Origin of the sequence: Streptomyces sp. NPDC127129 (assembly GCF_042671585.1) — a bacterium.
Lineage (GTDB): Bacteria > Actinomycetota > Actinomycetes > Streptomycetales > Streptomycetaceae > Streptomyces.
The window spans coordinates 163,331-181,228 of record NZ_JBHXTV010000003.1 but is presented as its reverse complement, the minus strand read 5'-3'; the positions used below and the strand labels follow the sequence as shown (position 1 = coordinate 181,228).

Annotated in this window: 14 protein-coding genes; 8 read left to right on the top strand and 6 right to left on the bottom strand. The window is 71.8% G+C overall.

Translation table 11 applies throughout. The features are described 5' to 3' along the window. The first annotated feature begins 300 nt into the window (after positions 1-300). Complete coding sequence (locus ACFVGW_RS06955; RefSeq protein WP_352186309.1) at positions 301-657, top strand: cupin domain-containing protein; 357 nt, start codon at positions 301-303, stop codon at positions 655-657. A gap of 97 nt (positions 658-754) precedes the next feature. On the opposite strand, the gene ACFVGW_RS06950 is transcribed toward ACFVGW_RS06955, so the two are convergent. Both ACFVGW_RS06950 and ACFVGW_RS06945 read right to left on the bottom strand, forming a co-directional pair. Continuing rightward, positions 755-2,047 carry an MFS transporter gene (locus ACFVGW_RS06950; RefSeq protein ID WP_383221162.1) on the bottom strand — a complete coding sequence of 431 codons (1,293 nt, stop codon included), beginning with the start codon at positions 2,045-2,047 and terminating at the stop codon, positions 755-757. Between the two features lie 68 nt (positions 2,048-2,115). Next, complete coding sequence (locus ACFVGW_RS06945; protein WP_383221160.1) at positions 2,116-2,649, bottom strand: methylated-DNA--[protein]-cysteine S-methyltransferase; 534 nt, start codon at positions 2,647-2,649, stop codon at positions 2,116-2,118. 198 nt (positions 2,650-2,847) lie between these two features. Here ACFVGW_RS06945 and ACFVGW_RS06940 point away from each other — a divergent pair, with 198 nt between their 5' ends. The 5 genes from ACFVGW_RS06940 (at position 2,848) to ACFVGW_RS06920 (ending at position 10,074) form a co-directional block, all read left to right on the top strand. Continuing rightward, positions 2,848-3,795 carry an MHYT domain-containing protein gene (locus tag ACFVGW_RS06940; RefSeq protein ID WP_385851116.1) on the top strand — a complete coding sequence of 316 codons (948 nt, stop codon included), beginning with the start codon at positions 2,848-2,850 and terminating at the stop codon, positions 3,793-3,795. A gap of 71 nt (positions 3,796-3,866) precedes the next feature. Further along, on the top strand, positions 3,867-6,005 hold the full coding sequence (gene uvrB / locus ACFVGW_RS06935; protein WP_383221157.1) for an excinuclease ABC subunit UvrB: 2,139 nt from the start codon (positions 3,867-3,869) through the stop codon (positions 6,003-6,005). 151 nt (positions 6,006-6,156) lie between these two features. Beyond that, positions 6,157-6,735: a TerD family protein gene (locus ACFVGW_RS06930; protein WP_352186305.1), complete on the top strand. Its 579-nt coding sequence runs from the start codon at positions 6,157-6,159 to the stop codon at positions 6,733-6,735. A 106-nt stretch (positions 6,736-6,841) separates the two neighbouring features. Further along, positions 6,842-8,818, top strand: coding sequence for a TerD family protein (locus ACFVGW_RS06925; protein WP_385851115.1), 1,977 nt, complete (start codon positions 6,842-6,844; stop codon positions 8,816-8,818). Between the two features lie 236 nt (positions 8,819-9,054). Next, a complete protein-coding gene (locus ACFVGW_RS06920) occupies positions 9,055-10,074 on the top strand; it encodes a TerC family protein (protein WP_383221153.1) in 1,020 nt (339 codons plus the stop codon). A gap of 78 nt (positions 10,075-10,152) precedes the next feature. Here ACFVGW_RS06920 and ACFVGW_RS06915 read toward each other — a convergent pair whose 3' ends face one another. The 3 genes from ACFVGW_RS06915 to ACFVGW_RS06905 all read right to left on the bottom strand — a co-directional run bounded on the left by ACFVGW_RS06915 (position 10,153) and on the right by ACFVGW_RS06905 (position 13,191). Next, a complete protein-coding gene (locus tag ACFVGW_RS06915; RefSeq protein ID WP_385851114.1) occupies positions 10,153-11,460 on the bottom strand; it encodes an MFS transporter in 1,308 nt (435 codons plus the stop codon). A gap of 335 nt (positions 11,461-11,795) precedes the next feature. Continuing rightward, positions 11,796-12,452, bottom strand: a complete 657-nt coding sequence (locus tag ACFVGW_RS06910; protein ID WP_385851113.1) for an MBL fold metallo-hydrolase — start codon at positions 12,450-12,452, stop codon at positions 11,796-11,798. A 49-nt stretch (positions 12,453-12,501) separates the two neighbouring features. Continuing rightward, a complete protein-coding gene (locus tag ACFVGW_RS06905) occupies positions 12,502-13,191 on the bottom strand; it encodes a maleylpyruvate isomerase family mycothiol-dependent enzyme (protein WP_383221147.1) in 690 nt (229 codons plus the stop codon). A 187-nt stretch (positions 13,192-13,378) separates the two neighbouring features. Between ACFVGW_RS06905 and uvrA the strand changes: the two genes are divergently transcribed. Further along, on the top strand, positions 13,379-16,372 hold the full coding sequence (uvrA, locus tag ACFVGW_RS06900) for an excinuclease ABC subunit UvrA (protein ID WP_385851112.1): 2,994 nt from the start codon (positions 13,379-13,381) through the stop codon (positions 16,370-16,372). Positions 16,373-16,427: 55 nt separating this feature from the next. Here the strand turns inward: uvrA and ACFVGW_RS06895 are convergent, their stop codons facing one another. Then, positions 16,428-17,321, bottom strand: coding sequence for a carbohydrate kinase (locus tag ACFVGW_RS06895; protein WP_385851111.1), 894 nt, complete (start codon positions 17,319-17,321; stop codon positions 16,428-16,430). Between the two features lie 115 nt (positions 17,322-17,436). On the opposite strand from ACFVGW_RS06895, the gene ACFVGW_RS06890 reads away from it, so the two are divergent. Continuing rightward, complete coding sequence (locus ACFVGW_RS06890) at positions 17,437-17,862, top strand: Rieske (2Fe-2S) protein (protein ID WP_385851110.1); 426 nt, start codon at positions 17,437-17,439, stop codon at positions 17,860-17,862. Positions 17,863-17,898 lie beyond the last annotated feature (36 nt).

The following is a 17,898-nucleotide window of genomic DNA, read 5'->3' as shown; positions in this document are numbered from 1 at the left end:
ATGTACGCCGATTGGCCGCCTCCACCACTCCTTCGGAATCGGTGGCCGGCCACCGGCTCCCGCCCGCCTCGCACGGCGACGGTCTCTCCCGGCCGCGCCGGGGACCACCGCGAGACCCCGCCCGCGGCCTCGCCGGAAGCGCCGGCCGGGCCCGTGCGGCGCCCGCCTCCGCCCGCGCTTCGGATTTCGTCGCGGTCCGCCGGTCCGGTGAAGTCACCTGGTCAGGGGCGAAGCGGAGGGCGTTGTTCCAGCCGGTCCTGGGGGTGAGGCGGCCACGAGCCCCCGCTACAGTCACCGGCCATGACCACACATGACCAGCCCTCGTTCGCCGTCCACATCCCCGACGCGGAGCTCGAGCCCGAGCCGCTCGACCCCGCCCAGATCGTCTCGGGAACGCCCGAGGTGACCGGCAAGGTCCTCTGGGAGTCCGCCGACGGCAAGCAGGTGCGCGGCATCTGGCAGATCACCCCCGGAGTCGTCACCGACACCGAGGCCGACGAGCTCTTCGTCGTCGTCAGCGGGCGGGCCACCGTCGCCGTCGAGGGCGGTGCCACGCTGGAGATCGGGCCCGGTGACGCCTGCGTGCTGCGCGAGGGGGACCGGACCACCTGGACGGTCCACGAGACGCTGCGCAAGGCGTACCACATCAGCCTCTGAACCGTGGTGCGGTGAGGGGGAGTCGAGGGCCCGGTCGGACGCGGGCGTGCCGTGCGGTGCGGGCCGGCCGCCGCGAGCCGCCGGTGCCCGGCGCCCCTCAGCCCCGCCGCAGCACTCCGCGTACCGCCAGCGCCGCCATCGGCAGCAGCAGACACGCGCCCACCAGGTTCAGCCAGCCGTAGCCCGCGCGGGCCACGATCAGCCCGGCCATCAGGCCGCCGAGGCCGGCCGCGGTGTTCATGATGAAGTCCGACAGGCCCTGCACGGCCGCCCGCGCGGCCTGCGGGACCGAGTCCGTGAGCAGCGCCGAGCCCGACACCAGGCCCGCCGACCAGCCGAGGCCGAGGACGAACAGACCCGCCGCGGTCTGCCCGTGGCTGGGGCCCGCCGTGCCCGCGAGCAGCGCCGCCAGGCAGAGGAGTCCGACCGAGAGGCCGATGACGGAGAGCCGGCCCAGACGGTCCGACAGCCAGCCCATGACCGGGGAGAAGGCGTACATGCCGGCGATGTGCCCGCTGATCACGAGGCCGATCAGCTGGATGCCGGCGCCGTGGTGGCTCAGCGCCACCGGGGTCATCGACATGATCGAGACCATCGCGGTGTGCGAGGCGGTCACGGTGACCAGTGCGAGGCGGGCCCCCGGGGACTTCCGTACGGCCCGCACACCCGCCCTGAGGGAGCGGCTCTCGGCCCCCTGGTCCTCCTCCGGGGCGGCCAGGGCGCGCGCCGTGAGCAGAGGGTCGGGGCGGAGCAGCAGCGCGACCACGAGCGCCGCGATCAGGAACGCGCCGGCCGCCCAGACGAAGGGGCCCGCCGTCGCCGGGATGCCGAGTCCGGCGACGCTCCTGCCGGCCGGTGCGGCGATGTTCGGGCCGAGGACGGCGCCGATCGTCGTGGCCCAGACGACGGTCGAGATGGCCCGGCCCCGGTGATGCGGTTCGACCAGGTCCGCCGCGGCGAACCGGGCCGCCAGGTTGGCCGAGGAGGCGGCGCCGAACCCGACCAGGCCGGCGAGGAGCAAGGGGAAGCTGTTCACGACCGCCCCGAGGACGGCGACCCCGGCGCCCAGCGCCCCGATCAGATACGCCAGCACGAGTCCGGGGCGCCGCCCGCGCGCACCCATCAGCGCGGCCAGAGGCATCGCCAGCAGCGCGGGGCCGGCCACCGTGGCCGTCGAGGCGAGGCCCGACAGAGCCTCCGTGCCGCTCACCTCCTTGGCCAGGACGGCGGCGAGGGCGATGCCGGTGGCGATACCGAGCCCGCCGAGGATCTGCGTGGCGATCAGCACGGCCTGGATCCGCCGCCGGAGCGCCGGGGGCACGGGTGCCGCGACGGGCGTGGATATCTCCGCCGGACGTGCGGCGTCAGGAGCATCGGGGGCGTTGGTCACTGACGAGAGTGTGCCAGCCGGCCCCGCCCCTGAGAACGCCGCCCGCACGACCCGCGCTCGCCGCGGCCTCAGAAGAGAGGCTGCGGCAGGACGCCCTCCAGGGCCAGCAGCGTCCGCTTCGTCTCCAGTCCGCCCCCGAAGCCGCCGATCCCGCCGTCGCTCTCGACCACCCGATGGCATGGCACGACCACCGGCAGAGGATTGGCGCCCATCGCCGCCCCGACGGCCTGGGCGGCGCCGGGCTGCCCCACCCGCTTCGCCAGATCGCCGTACCCGACGACCGTCCCGAACGGCACACCCTCGGCCAGCTCACGCAGCACCTGGCGGTTGAAGCCCGTCGTCAGCGTCCAGTCCAGGGCCAGGTCGAACGCGCGCCGGTCACCCTCGAAGTACTCCACGAGCTGCCGTATCGGCTCGGCGAGCCGCCCCGACGCGCTCTCCACCGGCTCCGCGCCGAGCTGCCCCGCCAGCCGGCCGATCGCCGTCTCCCGGACCGCCTCGTCGGCGTGGAAGACCACGCTCACCAGTCCGCGCCCGGTCGCCGCGAGCATCAGCGGACCGATACCGCTCGGCACGACCGCCCATTCCACCGTGGTGTCCATGACGCTCACGGTACGACCGGGCACTGACATCACGGTCGTCACAGCCGGGTCTCGTCCCGGTCTCACCGACGGCAATTCCCGGACCTCATGGTCGTACGGCCCGCGGCGCGCCATAATCTCGCCCCGGTAGTACTACTACTCAGCGGTACCGACTGTTTTCGGACGACGTGGGCACCACGGCTGGAGGTACAGACGCTCATGCAGGGCACGGTCGACGGATTCAGCTACGGCCTCGTCACCCCGGTCGCCGCCTACCTCATGGCCTGCCTCGGCGGCGCCCTGGGCCTGCGCTGCACGACGAGATCCCTGCGTCACCGCGACACCTTCAAAGCGGGCTGGCTCGCGCTCGGAGCGACGTCGATAGGCACGGGCATCTGGACGATGCACTTCATCGCGATGATGGGCTTCTCCGTGCGCCAGGCGCCCATCAGCTACGACCGCCCCCTCACCTTCGCCAGCCTGGGCGTCGCGATCCTGATGGTCGGCATCGGCATCTTCATCGTCGGCCACCGCGGGGCCACCCCGCTCACCCTCGTCACCGGCGGCACGATCACCGGCCTCGGCGTCGCCACCATGCACTACCTCGGCATGGCGGGCATGAGGCTCCAGGGGACCATCGACTACGACACCCCCACCGTCGCCCTCTCCGTCGTGATCGCCGTCGTCGCGGCCACCACCTCGCTCTGGGCGGCCGTATCGGTCCATGGATTTCTGGCCAGCCTCGGTGCCAGCCTGGTGATGGGCCTCGCCGTCAGTGGTATGCACTACACCGCCATGGCGGCCGTCAACGTCCATGTGCACGACTCCGCCACCGTCGCGGGCGGCGGCGACACGGCCACCTCGCTGCTGCTGCCGATGCTGGTCGGCCCGGCCGTCTTCCTGCTCCTCGCCGCGGTCGTCGTCATGTTCGACCCGCTGCTCGTGATGGGCGACCCGGACTGGCAGCGGCCCTCCGCGCACGGTCCCCACCGCCCCGGAGTACCGGCCCAGCGCCGCGCCCCCGCCTACGGCGAGCCCGCGAACTGGTCGGCCCGGCAGCCCGCCGGCCGGGGAGTCAGGGGAGGCCGGGGAGGCCGCGCGGACCGGGAGAGCCGCGGGCGCGCCAAGAGCGCGGGACGGGGTGCCCACCGATCCCAGGAGTGGTGAGAAGAGGCCCTGCGGGCAGGCCCTGAGGCGTTCCCCGCCCGACTGTCAGTGGGGGGTCGTACGGTGGTTCCATGCGGCCCGTTTCCCAGATCGAACGTACGGTGGCGCCTTTCGAGGTCGTCAGTCCCTACCAGCCCAGCGGCGACCAGCCGACGGCGATCGCCGACCTCGACCGGCGCGTCCGCGCCGGTGAGAAGGACGTCGTCCTCCTCGGTGCGACCGGCACCGGAAAGTCCGCGACCACCGCGTGGATGATCGAGAAGCTGCAGCGACCCACCCTGGTGATGGCGCCGAACAAGACGCTGGCCGCCCAGCTGGCCAACGAGTTCCGCGAGCTCCTGCCGAACAACGCGGTCGAGTACTTCGTCTCGTACTACGACTACTACCAGCCCGAGGCGTACGTCCCGCAGTCGGACACCTACATCGAGAAGGACTCCTCGATCAACGAGGAGGTCGAGCGGCTCCGCCACTCCGCGACGAACTCGCTGCTCACCCGCAGGGACGTGGTCGTGGTCGCCTCCGTCTCCTGCATCTACGGCCTCGGTACGCCCCAGGAGTACGTGGACCGGATGGTCCCGCTCAAGGTCGGCGAGGAGATCGACCGCGACCAGCTGCTGCGCCGCTTCGTCGACATCCAGTACACGCGCAACGACCTGGCGTTCACCCGGGGCACCTTCCGCGTCCGCGGCGACACCATCGAGATCTTCCCGGTCTACGAGGAGCTCGCCGTCCGCATCGAGATGTTCGGCGACGAGATCGAGGCGCTCTCCACGCTCCACCCCCTCACCGGCGAGATCATCAGCGAGGACCGCGAGCTGTACGTCTTCCCCGCCAGCCACTACGTGGCGGGCCCCGAGCGCATGGAGAAGGCGGTCAACGGCATCGAGCGCGAGCTCGAGACCCGGCTCGCCGAGCTGGAGAAGCAGGGCAAGATGCTGGAGGCCCAGCGTCTGCGCATGCGCACGACGTACGACATCGAGATGATGCGCCAGATCGGGTCGTGCTCCGGCATCGAGAACTACTCGATGCACTTCGACGACCGCGAGCCCGGCTCCGCGCCCAACACGCTCCTCGACTACTTCCCCGAGGACTTCCTGCTCGTGATCGACGAGTCGCACGTCACCGTCCCGCAGATCGGTGCCATGTACGAGGGCGACGCCTCCCGCAAGCGGACCCTGGTCGACCACGGCTTCCGGCTGCCCTCCGCGCTCGACAACCGCCCGCTGAAGTGGGAGGAGTTCCAGAAGCGGATCGGCCAGACCGTCTACCTGTCGGCCACCCCCGGGACGTACGAGCTCTCGCGCGGCGACGGTTTCGTCGAGCAGATCATCCGCCCCACCGGCCTCGTCGACCCCGAGGTCGTCGTCAAGCCCACCGAGGGCCAGATCGACGACCTGGTCCACGAGATCCGGCTGCGGACCGAGCGGGACGAGCGCGTCCTCGTCACCACACTCACCAAGAAGATGTCGGAGGACCTCACCGACTACTTCCTGGAGCTCGGCATCCAGGTCCGCTATCTGCACAGCGACGTCGACACCCTCCGCCGTATCGAGCTGCTGCGCGAGCTGCGCGCCGGCGAGTACGACGTCCTGGTCGGCATCAACCTGCTCCGCGAGGGGCTCGACCTGCCCGAGGTCTCGCTCGTCGCCATCCTCGACGCCGACAAGCAGGGCTTCCTGCGCTCCGGGACCTCGCTGATCCAGACCATCGGCCGCGCGGCGCGCAACGTCTCCGGCCAGGTCCACATGTACGCGGACACCGTCACGCCGGCCATGGAGAAGGCCATCGACGAGACCAACCGGCGCCGCGAGAAGCAGATCGCGTACAACACCGCCAACGGCATCGACCCGCAGCCGCTGCGCAAGAAGATCAACGACATCGTCGCCACCATCGCCCGCGAGGAGGTCGACACCGAGCAGCTGCTCGGCACCGGCTACCGGCAGGCGAAGGACGGCAAGGGGGCGAAGGCGCCCGTCCCCTCGCTCGCCGCGCACGCGACGAAGGGCCGGGCAAAGGGTGGCAAGGCGGGCTCCACGGTCGAGCTCGGCGACCGCCCTGCGACCGAACTGGCAGCGATCATCGAGGAGATGACGGACCGGATGCGGGCCGCCGCGGCGGAGCTGCAGTTCGAGGTCGCCGCCCGGCTCCGTGACGAGGTCGGAGAGCTGAAGAAGGAGTTGCGTCAGATGAAGGAGGCGGGACTCGCCTGACCTCCGGGGCTGCTCGGCCCGCCCGCTGTGTTGCAAGACCGACACAAAACGCGACCACGTCTGCTGCGTTGTCAGTGCCCCTGCGTAGGGTGCTGGGAAACCGCACGCACAGCAAGGCGGGCGCGGGGATCGCTAGGAGAGGGGACAGCGCGTGACGGTCAACATGACCAAGGGTCAGGCCATCAGCCTGGAGAAGCAGGGCGGGGGCGACCTGACGTCCGTACGGATGGGGCTCGGCTGGCAGGCGGCGCCCCGGCGCGGCCTGTTCGGTTCGCGTACGCGCGAGGTCGACCTGGACGCCTCCGCGGTGCTCTTCGCCGACAAGCAGCCGGTGGACGTGGTCTTCTTCCGCCACCTGGTGAGTGACGACGGCTCGGTCCGGCACACCGGCGACAACCTGGTCGGCGGCGCCGGTCAGGGCGGCGACGACGAGTCGATCCTCGTCGACCTCCAGCGCGTGCCGGTCCACATCGACCAGATCGTCTTCACGGTGAACTCCTTCACCGGACAGACGTTCCAGGAGGTGCAGAACGCCTTCTGCCGGATCGTCGACGAGACCAACGGCCAGGAGCTCGCGCGCTACACCCTGGACGGCGGCGGCCAGTACACCGCGCAGATCATGGCGAAGGTGCACCGGGCGGGCTCCGGCTGGAAGATGACGGCCCTGGGCAACCCGGCCAACGGCCGGACGTTCCAGGACCTCATGCCCGCGATCCTGCCGCACCTCTAGTCCGGCACGGCAGACGCACCCACAGCTCCCGGAGGCGGCAGGCCACCGGGAGCTGTCCCACATATCCACCATGATCCGCACGGAAGACGCTGAGGGGACAGAGCCGATGACGGTCGAGCTGGTCCGGGGACAGAACCATCCCCTGCCCGACACCCGACTGGAGATCCGGGTCTCGGCCGGACATCCGGTCGTCGCCGGAGCCACGCTCGCCGACGAGGGGGGCCGGGTCCCCGGCGTCGAGTGGATCGCCCACCCGGGCTCGCCCTCGCTGCCCGGAGTCGAGGTCTCCCAGCAGGCGGCGGCCGACCACCGGCTCGCCGTCGACCTGGAAGCGGTCCCGGCGGCCGTGCACCGCCTCTCGCTCCTCCTCGCCCTGCCCGTCGGCGTCGGCGGCCCGACCCGCTTCGGCGCCGTCGCGGCCCCCTTCGTGGCCGTCACCGGCCTCGACGGCACCGAGGTCGCCTCCTACACGATCACCGGCCTGGACCGTGAGTCGGCCGTCGTCGCCCTGGAGCTGTACCGCCGTCAGGGCGCCTGGAAGGTGCGGGCGATGGGCCAGGGGTACGAGGGCGGTCTCGCCGCCATGCTCGGCGACCAGGGCCTCGAGCGCCCCGCCGACCTGGCCGCCACGATCCTGGACGCCGTCGCCAGGGGCCTGGCCCGCTCGGTCTCCGCCCCGCCCCCGCGCGTCCCCGAGACCGAGCGCGTCCGCCACTCGGCACCGGCGGCCGCTCCGGAGACGATGGCTGCCGCGGACTCGGCCCCCACGCTGCCGGTGACGCCGCCTCCGCCGCTGCCGTCCACGCCCCTGCCCTCCACGCCGGCGCCGTCCGCCCCGGCCCCGTCCGGCGGAACCACGGGCGGCGGAACCGCGGGCGGCGGCCCCATCAGCTACGCCCATCCGGGCCGCCGCGCGGCCGCACCCGAGCCCGAGCCCCGGCAGGCACCCCCCGCTCCCGTCGCCGGGGACGCGAGCGGCTGGTCCATGGACGAGCGGCTCTACAACCAGGTCTGGGGGATGTTCGAGGACCTGGCCCGCACCACCGCCGCGTACCGCAGCGCCTGCGACTTCGCCGAGTCACGGCTCGACAAGGAGCTCGACGGAGTGCTCTCCGACCCGCGCAGCCGCATCGGCGGTGCCGGGGACGCCGCCCGCGAGGCGGCCCGGGCCCGGCACGACGAGCTCACCGCCCGCGCCCAGGAGGTCCTGGACCGGGACCTCACCCAGCTCGCCGCCGAGTCCGAGGTCGTCGAACCGGCGCTGCCCCCCGCCTACGCCCGCTGGGACAACCCCGTCTGGCACGCCTACCGCGTCCCCATGGAAGCCCCGATGGCACTGCGCCTGGGCGACCTCCACCTCCCCGAGCGCACGGATCTGCGCATCCCGATGCTGGTCAGGCTCCCGCTGGAGCGCGGCTTGTGGGTGGACTCCGGACGCGGGCGCTCCGAGGCGGCCGGGCTGCTCGACGAGGCCGAGCTGCGCCGGCTCGCGCTGGACACCGCCGTCGCGCACGCGGCGCGGCTGCTCGCGGTGTACCCGCCGGGCGAGTTCACGGTCCATGTCGTCGACCCGGCGGGCTCGGGCGCGACGGCGCTCGCGCCGCTCGTCCAGGCGGGTGTCCTCGCGGGCCCTCCGGCGGCCGGAGCGGCCGGGGTCACGGCCGTCCTCGCCCAGCTCACCGAGCGCGTGGACCTGGTCCAGATGGCGTTGAGGGCCGGGGCCCCCGACGCACTGCCGCCGGGCATGGACACCGCCGAGCAGCTCCTGATCGTCCATGACTTCCCGCACGGCTTCGACGACCGGGCGGTCAATCAGCTCCGCTACCTCGCGGACGAGGGCCCGGCGGTCGGGGTGCATCTGCTGATGGTCGCCGACCGTGAGGCCGCTTCCGCGTACGGCCCGGTGCTCGACCCGCTGTGGCGGTCGCTGCTGCGGATCACTCCCGTACCGGACGACCACCTCGCCGATCCGTGGGTCGGCCATGCCTGGACGTACGAGCCCCCGCTCTTCCCGTCCGGCAGCCGGATACTGCCCCAGGTCCTCGCGCAGGTGGCCGAGGCCCGACGACAGTGGGGCCGCTGACCTGCTGCTTTGGGGGCTCTTTACCCTAGCCTTTACCTTTTCTTGGTTCTTCGGGTAGTCTTCTCGGCGCGGAGGGGAGTACTCCCCATGTGCGGCGTTCCCGTCAATACGGACGTACCCCGAGCGGGGTCGATCCCGGGGCGCCGGCCCGGCCCGTCCCGCGCGGACGGCCCGGGTGGAAGAGACCTCCGGCAGCGACGACGCTGATCAAGTAGCCGTACGACGCCGGAGGCGCAGTGGACGTTTCGACGACTCTCTGGGTGCTGACCATTCTCGGTCTGGGCGCCCTCATCGCGATCGACTTCTTCATCGGGCGCAAGCCCCATGACGTGTCGGTCAAGGAAGCCGGAATCTGGACGATCGTCTGGATCGTGCTCGCCGTGCTCTTCGGCGTCGGCCTGGCGTTCTTCGGCAACGGTCAGGCGTCCGGTGAGTTCTTCGCCGGATTCATCACCGAGAAGTCGCTCAGTGTCGACAACCTCTTCGTCTTCGTGCTGATCATGGCGAAGTTCTCGGTGCCCTCCCACCTCCAGCAGCGCGTGCTGCTCGTGGGTGTGCTGATCGCCCTGGTCCTGCGTGCGATCTTCATCGCCGCCGGCGCCACGATCATCGCCAGCTTCTCCTGGGTCTTCTACATCTTCGGCGCGTTCCTGATCTACACCGCCTGGAAGCTCATCCAGGAGGCGCGTGCCGGCGACGACGAGGACGAGTGGGAGGAGAACCGTCTCCTCAAGTCGGTCGAGAAGAGGTTCGGCGTCGCGGACAAGTACCACGGCACGAAGCTCTTCATCAAGGTCAACGGCAAGCGGGTGCTGACGCCGCTGATGGTCGTCATGCTCGCCATCGGCACGACGGACGTCCTCTTCGCCCTCGACTCGATCCCGGCGATCTTCGGCCTGACCCAGGACCCGTACATCGTCTTCACCGCCAACGCCTTCGCGCTGATGGGTCTGCGCCAGCTGTACTTCCTGATCGGCGGCCTGCTGAAGAAGCTGGTCCACCTCAGCTACGGCCTGTCGGTGATCCTCGGCTTCATCGGCGTGAAGCTGGTGCTGCACGCCCTGCACGAGTCCGGGGTCCACGTCCCCGAGATCTCCATCCCGTTCTCGCTGGCGGTCATCGGCGGCGTCCTGGTCATCACGACGATCACCAGCCTGATCGCCTCCAGGAGGCAGGCGGCGCTCGAGGCCGCCGAGGCCTCCACGGCCCCCGCCGCGGAGGCCGGGGAGACCGAGAAGGACAGCGTCGGCGCCTGACCGCGCACGACACGGAGAACCACGCACCGCGGCCGGTGCGGGCGGCACACCACCGCTCGCACCGGCCGCGGTGCGTCTCTACCCGGACACCTCAGCCGTGGCCTGGGCCGACGTCTTCGCCGGCGCCTTCGCGCGGGCGGCGGCCGGCAACGTCTCCGGGAGCAGCGCGAAGCAGCCCAGGCTCACCAGCGCCACCACGGTCAGATACGCCGCCACCCCCCAGGGCGGCCCCGAGCCCCCGGACAGCGCCGTCGCCAGGATCGGCGTCAGCGCCCCGCCCAGGACGCCCGCCAGGTTGTAGCCGACCGCCGCTCCCGTGCAGCGCACCCTCGGCTCGTAGAGCTCCGGGAGGTACGCCGCGACCACCGCGAACATGGTGATGAACGCGAGCAGGGCGCCCAGGAACCCGAGGAACATCAGCACCGGCCGCCCCGTGTGCAGCAGGGCGACCATGGGGAACATCCAGGCGGCGGAGGCCGCGCAGCCGGCGAGGCAGAGCGGACGGCGGCCGTAGCGGTCGCCCAGCATCGCCGCCAGCGGTGTCGTGGCGCCCTTGACCGCCACGGCCGCCATGATGCAGATCAGCATGGTCGTACGGTCGACCCCGAGACGCTCGGTGCCGTAGGCAAGGGCCCAGGTGGAGACCGTGTAGAACACCGCGTACCCGACGGCGAGCGCGCCGGCGGTCAGCAGGACGAGCCGCCAGTGGTCGCGTGCCACCTCGGCGAGCGGGGCGTTCGCCCGCCGCCCGGTCGCGCTGAGCTCCTGGAACTGCGGCGTCTCGGCGAGCGAGGAGCGCAGCAGCAGCCCGCCCACCGCGAGCAGGCCCGCGGCCCAGAACGGCACGCGCCAGCCCCACTCCCGGAACTGGGCGTCGGTCAGCGCGGCCGACAGCGCCAGCATCACCCCGTTCGCCAGCAGGAAGCCGACCGCCGGGCCGACCTGCGGGAAGCTCGCCCACAGTCCCCGCCGCCGTTCCGGGGCGTGCTCGGCGGTGAGCAGGACGGCCCCGCCCCACTCGCCGCCCAGACCGAGCCCCTGCAGGAAGCGCAGCACGAGCAGCAGGACGGGCGCCGAGATCCCGATCGTCGCGTACGTCGGGACCAGGCCGACCGCGACCGTGGCACAGCCGGTCAGCACCAGCGAGGCGAACATGACCGGGCGTCGCCCGTACCGGTCGCCGACATGACCGAAGAGCACGGAGCCGAGCGGCCGGGCCACGAAACCGACGGCGAAGGTGCCGAACGCGGCCAGGGTCCCGGCGACGGGGGAGAAGGTCGGGAAGAAGAGCGGCCCGAGAACGAGCGCGGCGGCCGTCCCGTAGACGAAGAAGTCGAAGAACTCGATGGCCGTCCCCACGAGCGACGCGACGGCGAGCCGCCCCATGGAGGGGGCGGCGGCGGGCGCCGGAGCCCCGGGTGCCGGCGGCCCGCCGGGGCAGTTCGTCTGCGCCTCGGGAGAGCCCCGTGGAGCCTGGGGGCCGGAGAGGGCCGGGGAGCCGGACGGAGCCGGGGGGTCCGGGAGCGGCGGGGCATCCGGGGGTGATGGTGGGCGCGGAGAGTGACCGTGGTGCATGTCGCGCCAACTACCCGGCGTCCACCGGAGTTACGGGGGCGTGCGGGAGCACACGGCCGCCGGCCGCGCGCCTCCCGAGGCGGGGACGGCTGGGACGGGCGGCGGCCTCGGCCGCACGCCCGCCCGTCACGCCCGTCCCCGAGGCGTCACCAGCCGCGTGCGCGCCACTCCGGCAGATGCGGGCGCTCGTCACCGAGCGTGGTGTCCTTGCCGTGGCCCGGGTAGACCCAGCTCTCGTCCGGCAGCACGGCGAAGAGCTTGGTCTCCACGTCCTGGATCAGGCTCGCGAAGGCCTTCGGGTCCTTCCAGGTGTTCCCGACGCCGCCCGGGAACAGGCAGTCGCCGGTGAAGACGTGCGGGTGGCCGTGCGGGTCGTCGTAGACCAGCGCGATCGAGCCGGGCGTGTGCCCGACCAGCCGGCGGGCGGTCAGCTCCACCCGGCCGACCTTGATCGTGTCGCCGTCCTCGACCCGGACGTCCGTCGGGACCGGGATGCCCTCGGCGTCGTACGCCCCCGCGTACGTCCGCGCCCCGGTCGCCGCGACCACCTCGGCCAGCGCCTGCCAGTGGTCTCCGTGCTGGTGGGTGGTGACGACGGACGCGATGCCGTCGTCACCGATCAGCGTGAGGAGCGTGTCGGCCTCGTTGGCCGCGTCGATCAGCAGCTGCTCGCCGGTCGCCCGGCAGCGCAGCAGATACGCGTTGTTGTCCATCGGACCGACCGCGACCTTGGAGATCATCAGGTCCGTCAGTTCGTGCACATCGGCGGGCCCGCCGACCTTCACCGCTCCGCTGTACGTCATGGGCTCAGCCTATCGCCGGGCACCGGCGGACGGGTCCCAACGGCCGGGACTACAGGGGCGGGAGCTGCGGAAGGGTGCCGCCCTCGACCTTCAGGGCGGAACCGTCACGACGGCCCGCGAGCCAGCCGAGCAGCTCGGGAGCGGGCCCCGAGACGGCCACCGCACCGCCCTCGGCCCCGCCGCCGGTCGTCCACATCCGGCCGCTCTCCGACCGGAGGCCGGTCGACGGGACGTCCTTGTGGCCGGCGAACCGCTCCGCGAGGAAGTCGATCTCCCGCAGGACGAACTCCTCCGGCAGGTCCTCCAGCTCGTAGCCGATCCCCAGGTCGACGTGGTGCAGCGCGACCTCCACCCAGCGGCGGAAGGGCACGCGGGCCGCCTGGTCCGTGACGCCGTTGCGCAGCTCCACGGTCCGCTGCCAGTCGGCGGGCTCGGCGCCCACGGCCTGGAAGCGCTCGCCCGTCTCGCGGACGTCGGCGAGCTGCTCGGACGCCGGGCGCGGGGCGTCCCGCTCGATGTCGGCGTCGCGGGTGGCGGCGTCGGCGTACATCGGCAGGCCCTGGAGAACGTTCACGAGGGCGTCGGCGTTGCGGGCGATGTGGGCCAGGACATGGCCGCGGGTCCAGCCGGGAAGCCGTGACGCCTCGGCGACGGCCGCGTTGTCCAGGGAGGCGGCTGCGCTCAGGAGCCGCTCGGTCGCTTCACGTACAGAGTCCAGGTCACGCGCATGGTCGATCATGAGCCCGACCCTAGCGCCGCCACTCGTTCGGGTGAAGCGGTCGGAGCGAGGCCGGAAATCGAATGTGCGTGCTATAGGCTCGATGGAAGCATCCGGCATCCTTGGTTGTTGGGTACTCAGGATCATCCAGGCATATCTGTGACCCGCACTCTGTGCCTCCGCTCTCTCAAGAAAGGTGCGGACCGGCGTGGCCGACCGTCTCATCGTTCGTGGCGCTCGCGAGCACAACCTCAAGAACGTCTCGCTCGACCTTCCCCGCGACTCCCTGATCGTCTTCACCGGGCTGTCCGGGTCGGGCAAGTCCTCCCTCGCGTTCGACACGATCTTCGCCGAGGGACAGCGTCGGTACGTCGAGTCGCTGTCGTCGTACGCCCGGCAGTTCCTCGGCCAGATGGACAAGCCGGACGTCGACTTCATCGAGGGGCTCTCGCCCGCCGTCTCCATCGACCAGAAGTCGACCTCGCGCAACCCGCGCTCGACGGTCGGCACGATCACGGAGGTCTACGACTACCTCCGCCTGCTCTTCGCCCGTATCGGCAAGCCGCACTGTCCGGAGTGCAGCCGCCCGATCTCGCGCCAGTCGCCCCAGGCCATCGTCGACAAGGTCCTTGAGCTGCCCGAGGGCAGCCGCTTCCAGGTCCTCTCCCCGCTCGTGCGCGAGCGCAAGGGCGAGTTCGTCGACCTTTTCGCCGACCTCCAGACCAAGGGGTACAGCCGGGCCCGGGTGGACGGGCAGACCGTCCAGCTCAGCGAGCCGCCGACCCTGAAGAAGCAGGAGAAGCACACGATCGAGGTGGTCGTCGACCGCCTCACCGTGAAGGACAGCGCCAAGCGCCGGCTCACCGACTCCGTGGAGACGGCCCTCGGGCTCTCCGGCGGCATGGTCGTGCTCGACTTCGTCGACCTCGCCGAGGACGACCCCGAGCGCGAGCGGATGTACTCGGAGCACCTGTACTGCCCGTACGACGACCTGTCCTTCGAGGAGCTGGAGCCCCGCTCCTTCTCCTTCAACTCGCCCTTCGGCGCCTGCCCGGACTGCACCGGCATCGGCACGCGCATGGAGGTCGACCCCGAGCTGATCGTCCCGGACGAGGACCGCTCGCTCGACGAGGGCGCCATCCACCCCTGGTCCCACGGCCACACCAAGGAGTACTTCGGCCGGCTCATCGGCGGCCTCTCCCAGGCCCTCGGCTTCCGTACGGACCTGCCGTACGCCGCGCTCCCCGCACGGGCCAAGAAGGCCCTGATGTACGGCCACAAGACCCAGGTCGAGGTCCGCTACCGCAACCGGTACGGACGGGAACGGGCGTACACCACCCCGGCCTTCGAAGGCGCCGTCTCCTTCGTCAAGCGGCGGCACAGCGAGGCCGAGAGCGACTCCAGCCGCGAGCGCTTCGAGGGCTACATGCGTGAGGTGCCCTGCCCCACCTGTGAGGGCACGCGACTGAAGCCGATCGTCCTCGCCGTCACGGTCATGGAGAGGTCCATCGCCGAGGTCGCCGCGATGTCGATCAGCGAGTGCGCCGACTTCCTCGGCCGGCTGAAGCTCAACGCCCGCGACAAGAAGATCGCCGAGCGGGTCCTGAAGGAGGTCAACGAGCGCCTGCGGTTCCTCGTCGACGTCGGCCTCGACTACCTCTCCCTCAACCGGGCGGCCGGCACGCTCTCCGGCGGCGAGGCCCAGCGCATCCGGCTCGCCACCCAGATCGGCTCCGGTCTCGTCGGCGTGCTCTACGTCCTGGACGAGCCCTCCATCGGTCTCCACCAGCGCGACAACCACCGGCTCATCGAGACCCTGGTCCGGCTCCGGGACATGGGCAACACGCTCATCGTCGTCGAGCACGACGAGGACACCATCAACGTGGCCGACTGGGTCGTCGACATCGGCCCCGGCGCCGGCGAGCACGGCGGCAAGGTCGTCCACTCCGGTCCCTTGAAGGAGCTGCTCGCCAACAAGGAGTCGGTGACCGGGCAGTACCTCTCGGGCCGCAGGGCCATCGGGATGCCGGACATCCGCCGCCCCGTGGACCCCACGCGCCGGCTCACCGTGCACGGCGCCCGCGAGAACAACCTGCGGGACATCGACGTCTCGTTCCCGCTGGGTGTCCTCACGGCCGTCACCGGAGTCTCCGGATCCGGCAAGTCGACGCTGGTCAACGACATCCTCTACACGCACCTGGCGCGCGAGCTGAACGGCGCCAAGTCGGTGCCCGGCCGGCACACGCGCGTGGACGGCGACGACCTCGTCGACAAGGTGGTGCACGTGGACCAGTCGCCGATCGGCCGCACCCCGCGGTCGAACCCGGCGACGTACACCGGCGTCTTCGACCACGTCCGCAGGCTGTTCGCCGAGACGATGGAGGCGAAGGTCCGCGGCTATCTGCCGGGCCGGTTCTCCTTCAACGTCAAGGGCGGCCGCTGCGAGAACTGCTCCGGTGACGGCACGATCAAGATCGAGATGAACTTCCTGCCGGACGTGTACGTCCCGTGCGAGGTCTGCCACGGCGCCCGGTACAACCGGGAGACCCTGGAGGTCCACTACAAGGGCAAGTCCATCGCCGAGGTCCTGGACATGCCGATCGAGGAGGCCCTGGACTTCTTCGAGGCGGTCCCGACCATCGCGCGCCATCTGCGCACGCTCAACGAGGTCGGCCTCGGGTACGTCCGGCTCGGCCAGTCCGCGCCGACGCTCTCGGGCGGTGAGGCGCAGCGCGTGAAGCTCGCGTCCGAGCTCCAGAAGCGGTCGACGGGACGCACGGTCTACGTCCTGGACGAGCCGACGACGGGTCTGCACTTCGAGGACATCTCGAAGCTGATCAAGGTCCTGTCGGGTCTGGTCGACAAGGGGAACTCGGTGATCGTCATCGAGCACAACCTCGATGTCATCAAGACCGCGGACTGGGTCATCGACATGGGCCCGGAGGGCGGCAGCGGCGGCGGTCTGGTGATCGCCGAGGGCACGCCGGAGGAGGTCGCCTCGGTCCCGGCGAGCCACACCGGCAAGTTCCTCCGCGAGATCCTGGGTGCCGACCGGGTCAGCGACGCGACGGTGCCGGCGGCGCGCAAGGCGTCCGGCTCCGCGAAGAAGGCCCCCGCGAAGAAGGCGGCGGCGAAGAAGGTGGCCGCACCCGCGAAGAAGGCCGCGGCCAAGAAGACGGCGGCGCGCGCACGCAAGGCGTGACGGGACCGGGGTGGGGGTGTCCGCTACGGGCGTTCCCCCGCCCCGCCCTGTCTGGCTAGGTTCCCAGCTCGTGCGCGTACGGAGGTTCCGCGCCCGGTCGGGTGCAGGTGAGGGCGGCCGCCCGCGCCGCGTACGTCAGGAGCGCGGACCACGCCTCCGCGTCCAGCGCGTGCACCGGGCGGTCGCCCAGGCCGTGCAGCAGCGCCGCGTTCACCGTGTCGCCCGCACCGATCGTGTCCGCGACCTCGACCCGTACGGCCGGGACCGACACCTCGTACGACGGGGTGTGGACCGTCAACCCCGCCGCACCGCGGGTCAGGACGACCGCCCTGGGCCCCCGCTCCAGCAGGCGCTCCGGCGTCGCGCCCAGCCAGGCCGCGTCCTCCTCGGAGAGCTTCAGCAGTGAGACGTACGGCAGCCAGGACGCGAAGCGCTCACGGTAGGCGTCCGCGTCCGGGATCAGGCCCGGGCGGATGTTGGGATCGAGGAGCGTCAGCGCGCCGCGCTCCGCCTCCCGCCGCAACAGCGCCTCGTACGCGCTCGCACCCGGTTCGAGGGCCAGCGAACACGTGCCGAACGCCACCGCCCGCACTCCCTCCGGCAGCCGCTCGGGCAGCGCGAAGAGCCGGTCGGCCGTGCCCTCGACGTAGAAGCCGTACTCCGCCGAGCCGTCCGCGCCCACCGAGGCGACCGCCAGCGTCGTCGGCTCCGGGCCGCGCTGGACGAGCCCGGTCTCCACCCCCGCGTCCCGCAGTCCGCCCATCAGCGCCTCGCCGAACGCGTCCGTCGAGACCCGCGAGCAGAACGCGACCCCGGCGCCCAGCCGGCCGAGGGCCACGGCCGTGTTGTACGGCCCCCCGCCCCTGACGGGTACCCGTGCGGACAGCGGCCCGGCGGCGGCACCGTCGGGGACCAGATCGATCAGGGACTCACCGGCGACGACGATCACGCCGTGAACGTAACCCATGCCCCACCGGCCACGACAGCCCCCTCGCAGGCCGGTGCGGAGGCGCCGGTATCGTCGGTTCGGTCACCCCGTGTCCCGATCGCACCGTGGAGCGCTCATGTCCGGCCAGTCCAGCCGCCGCACCGTACTGAAGGGCGCCGCGCTCGCCGGTGCCGCCGGGCTGGGTGTCGCCGCCTGCTCCACGGATTCCAAGCTCGGACACGCCCAGGTCCCCACGCCGACCGCACCGGTGACCCTCGGCGCCCCCGAGGAGGTGCCCGTCGGCGGCGCCAGGCTCTACCGCGAACAGCGCGTCCTGGTGAGCTGCCCGGCCAAGGGCCAGTACAAGGCCTTCAGCGCCCAGTGCACCCACGCGGGCTGCGTGCTCGACAAGATCGAGAACAACGAGGGCAACTGCCCCTGCCACGGCAGCCGCTTCGACGTGACCACCGGCAAGGCCCTCCAGGGCCCGGCGACGGTCCCGCTGCCCGAGGTCCCGGTCCGTGTCGAGGGCGGAAAGCTCGTCGCGGGCCCGGAGGCGTAGAGCCCCACGGCTTGGAGCCCGGAGGCCTGGGGACCG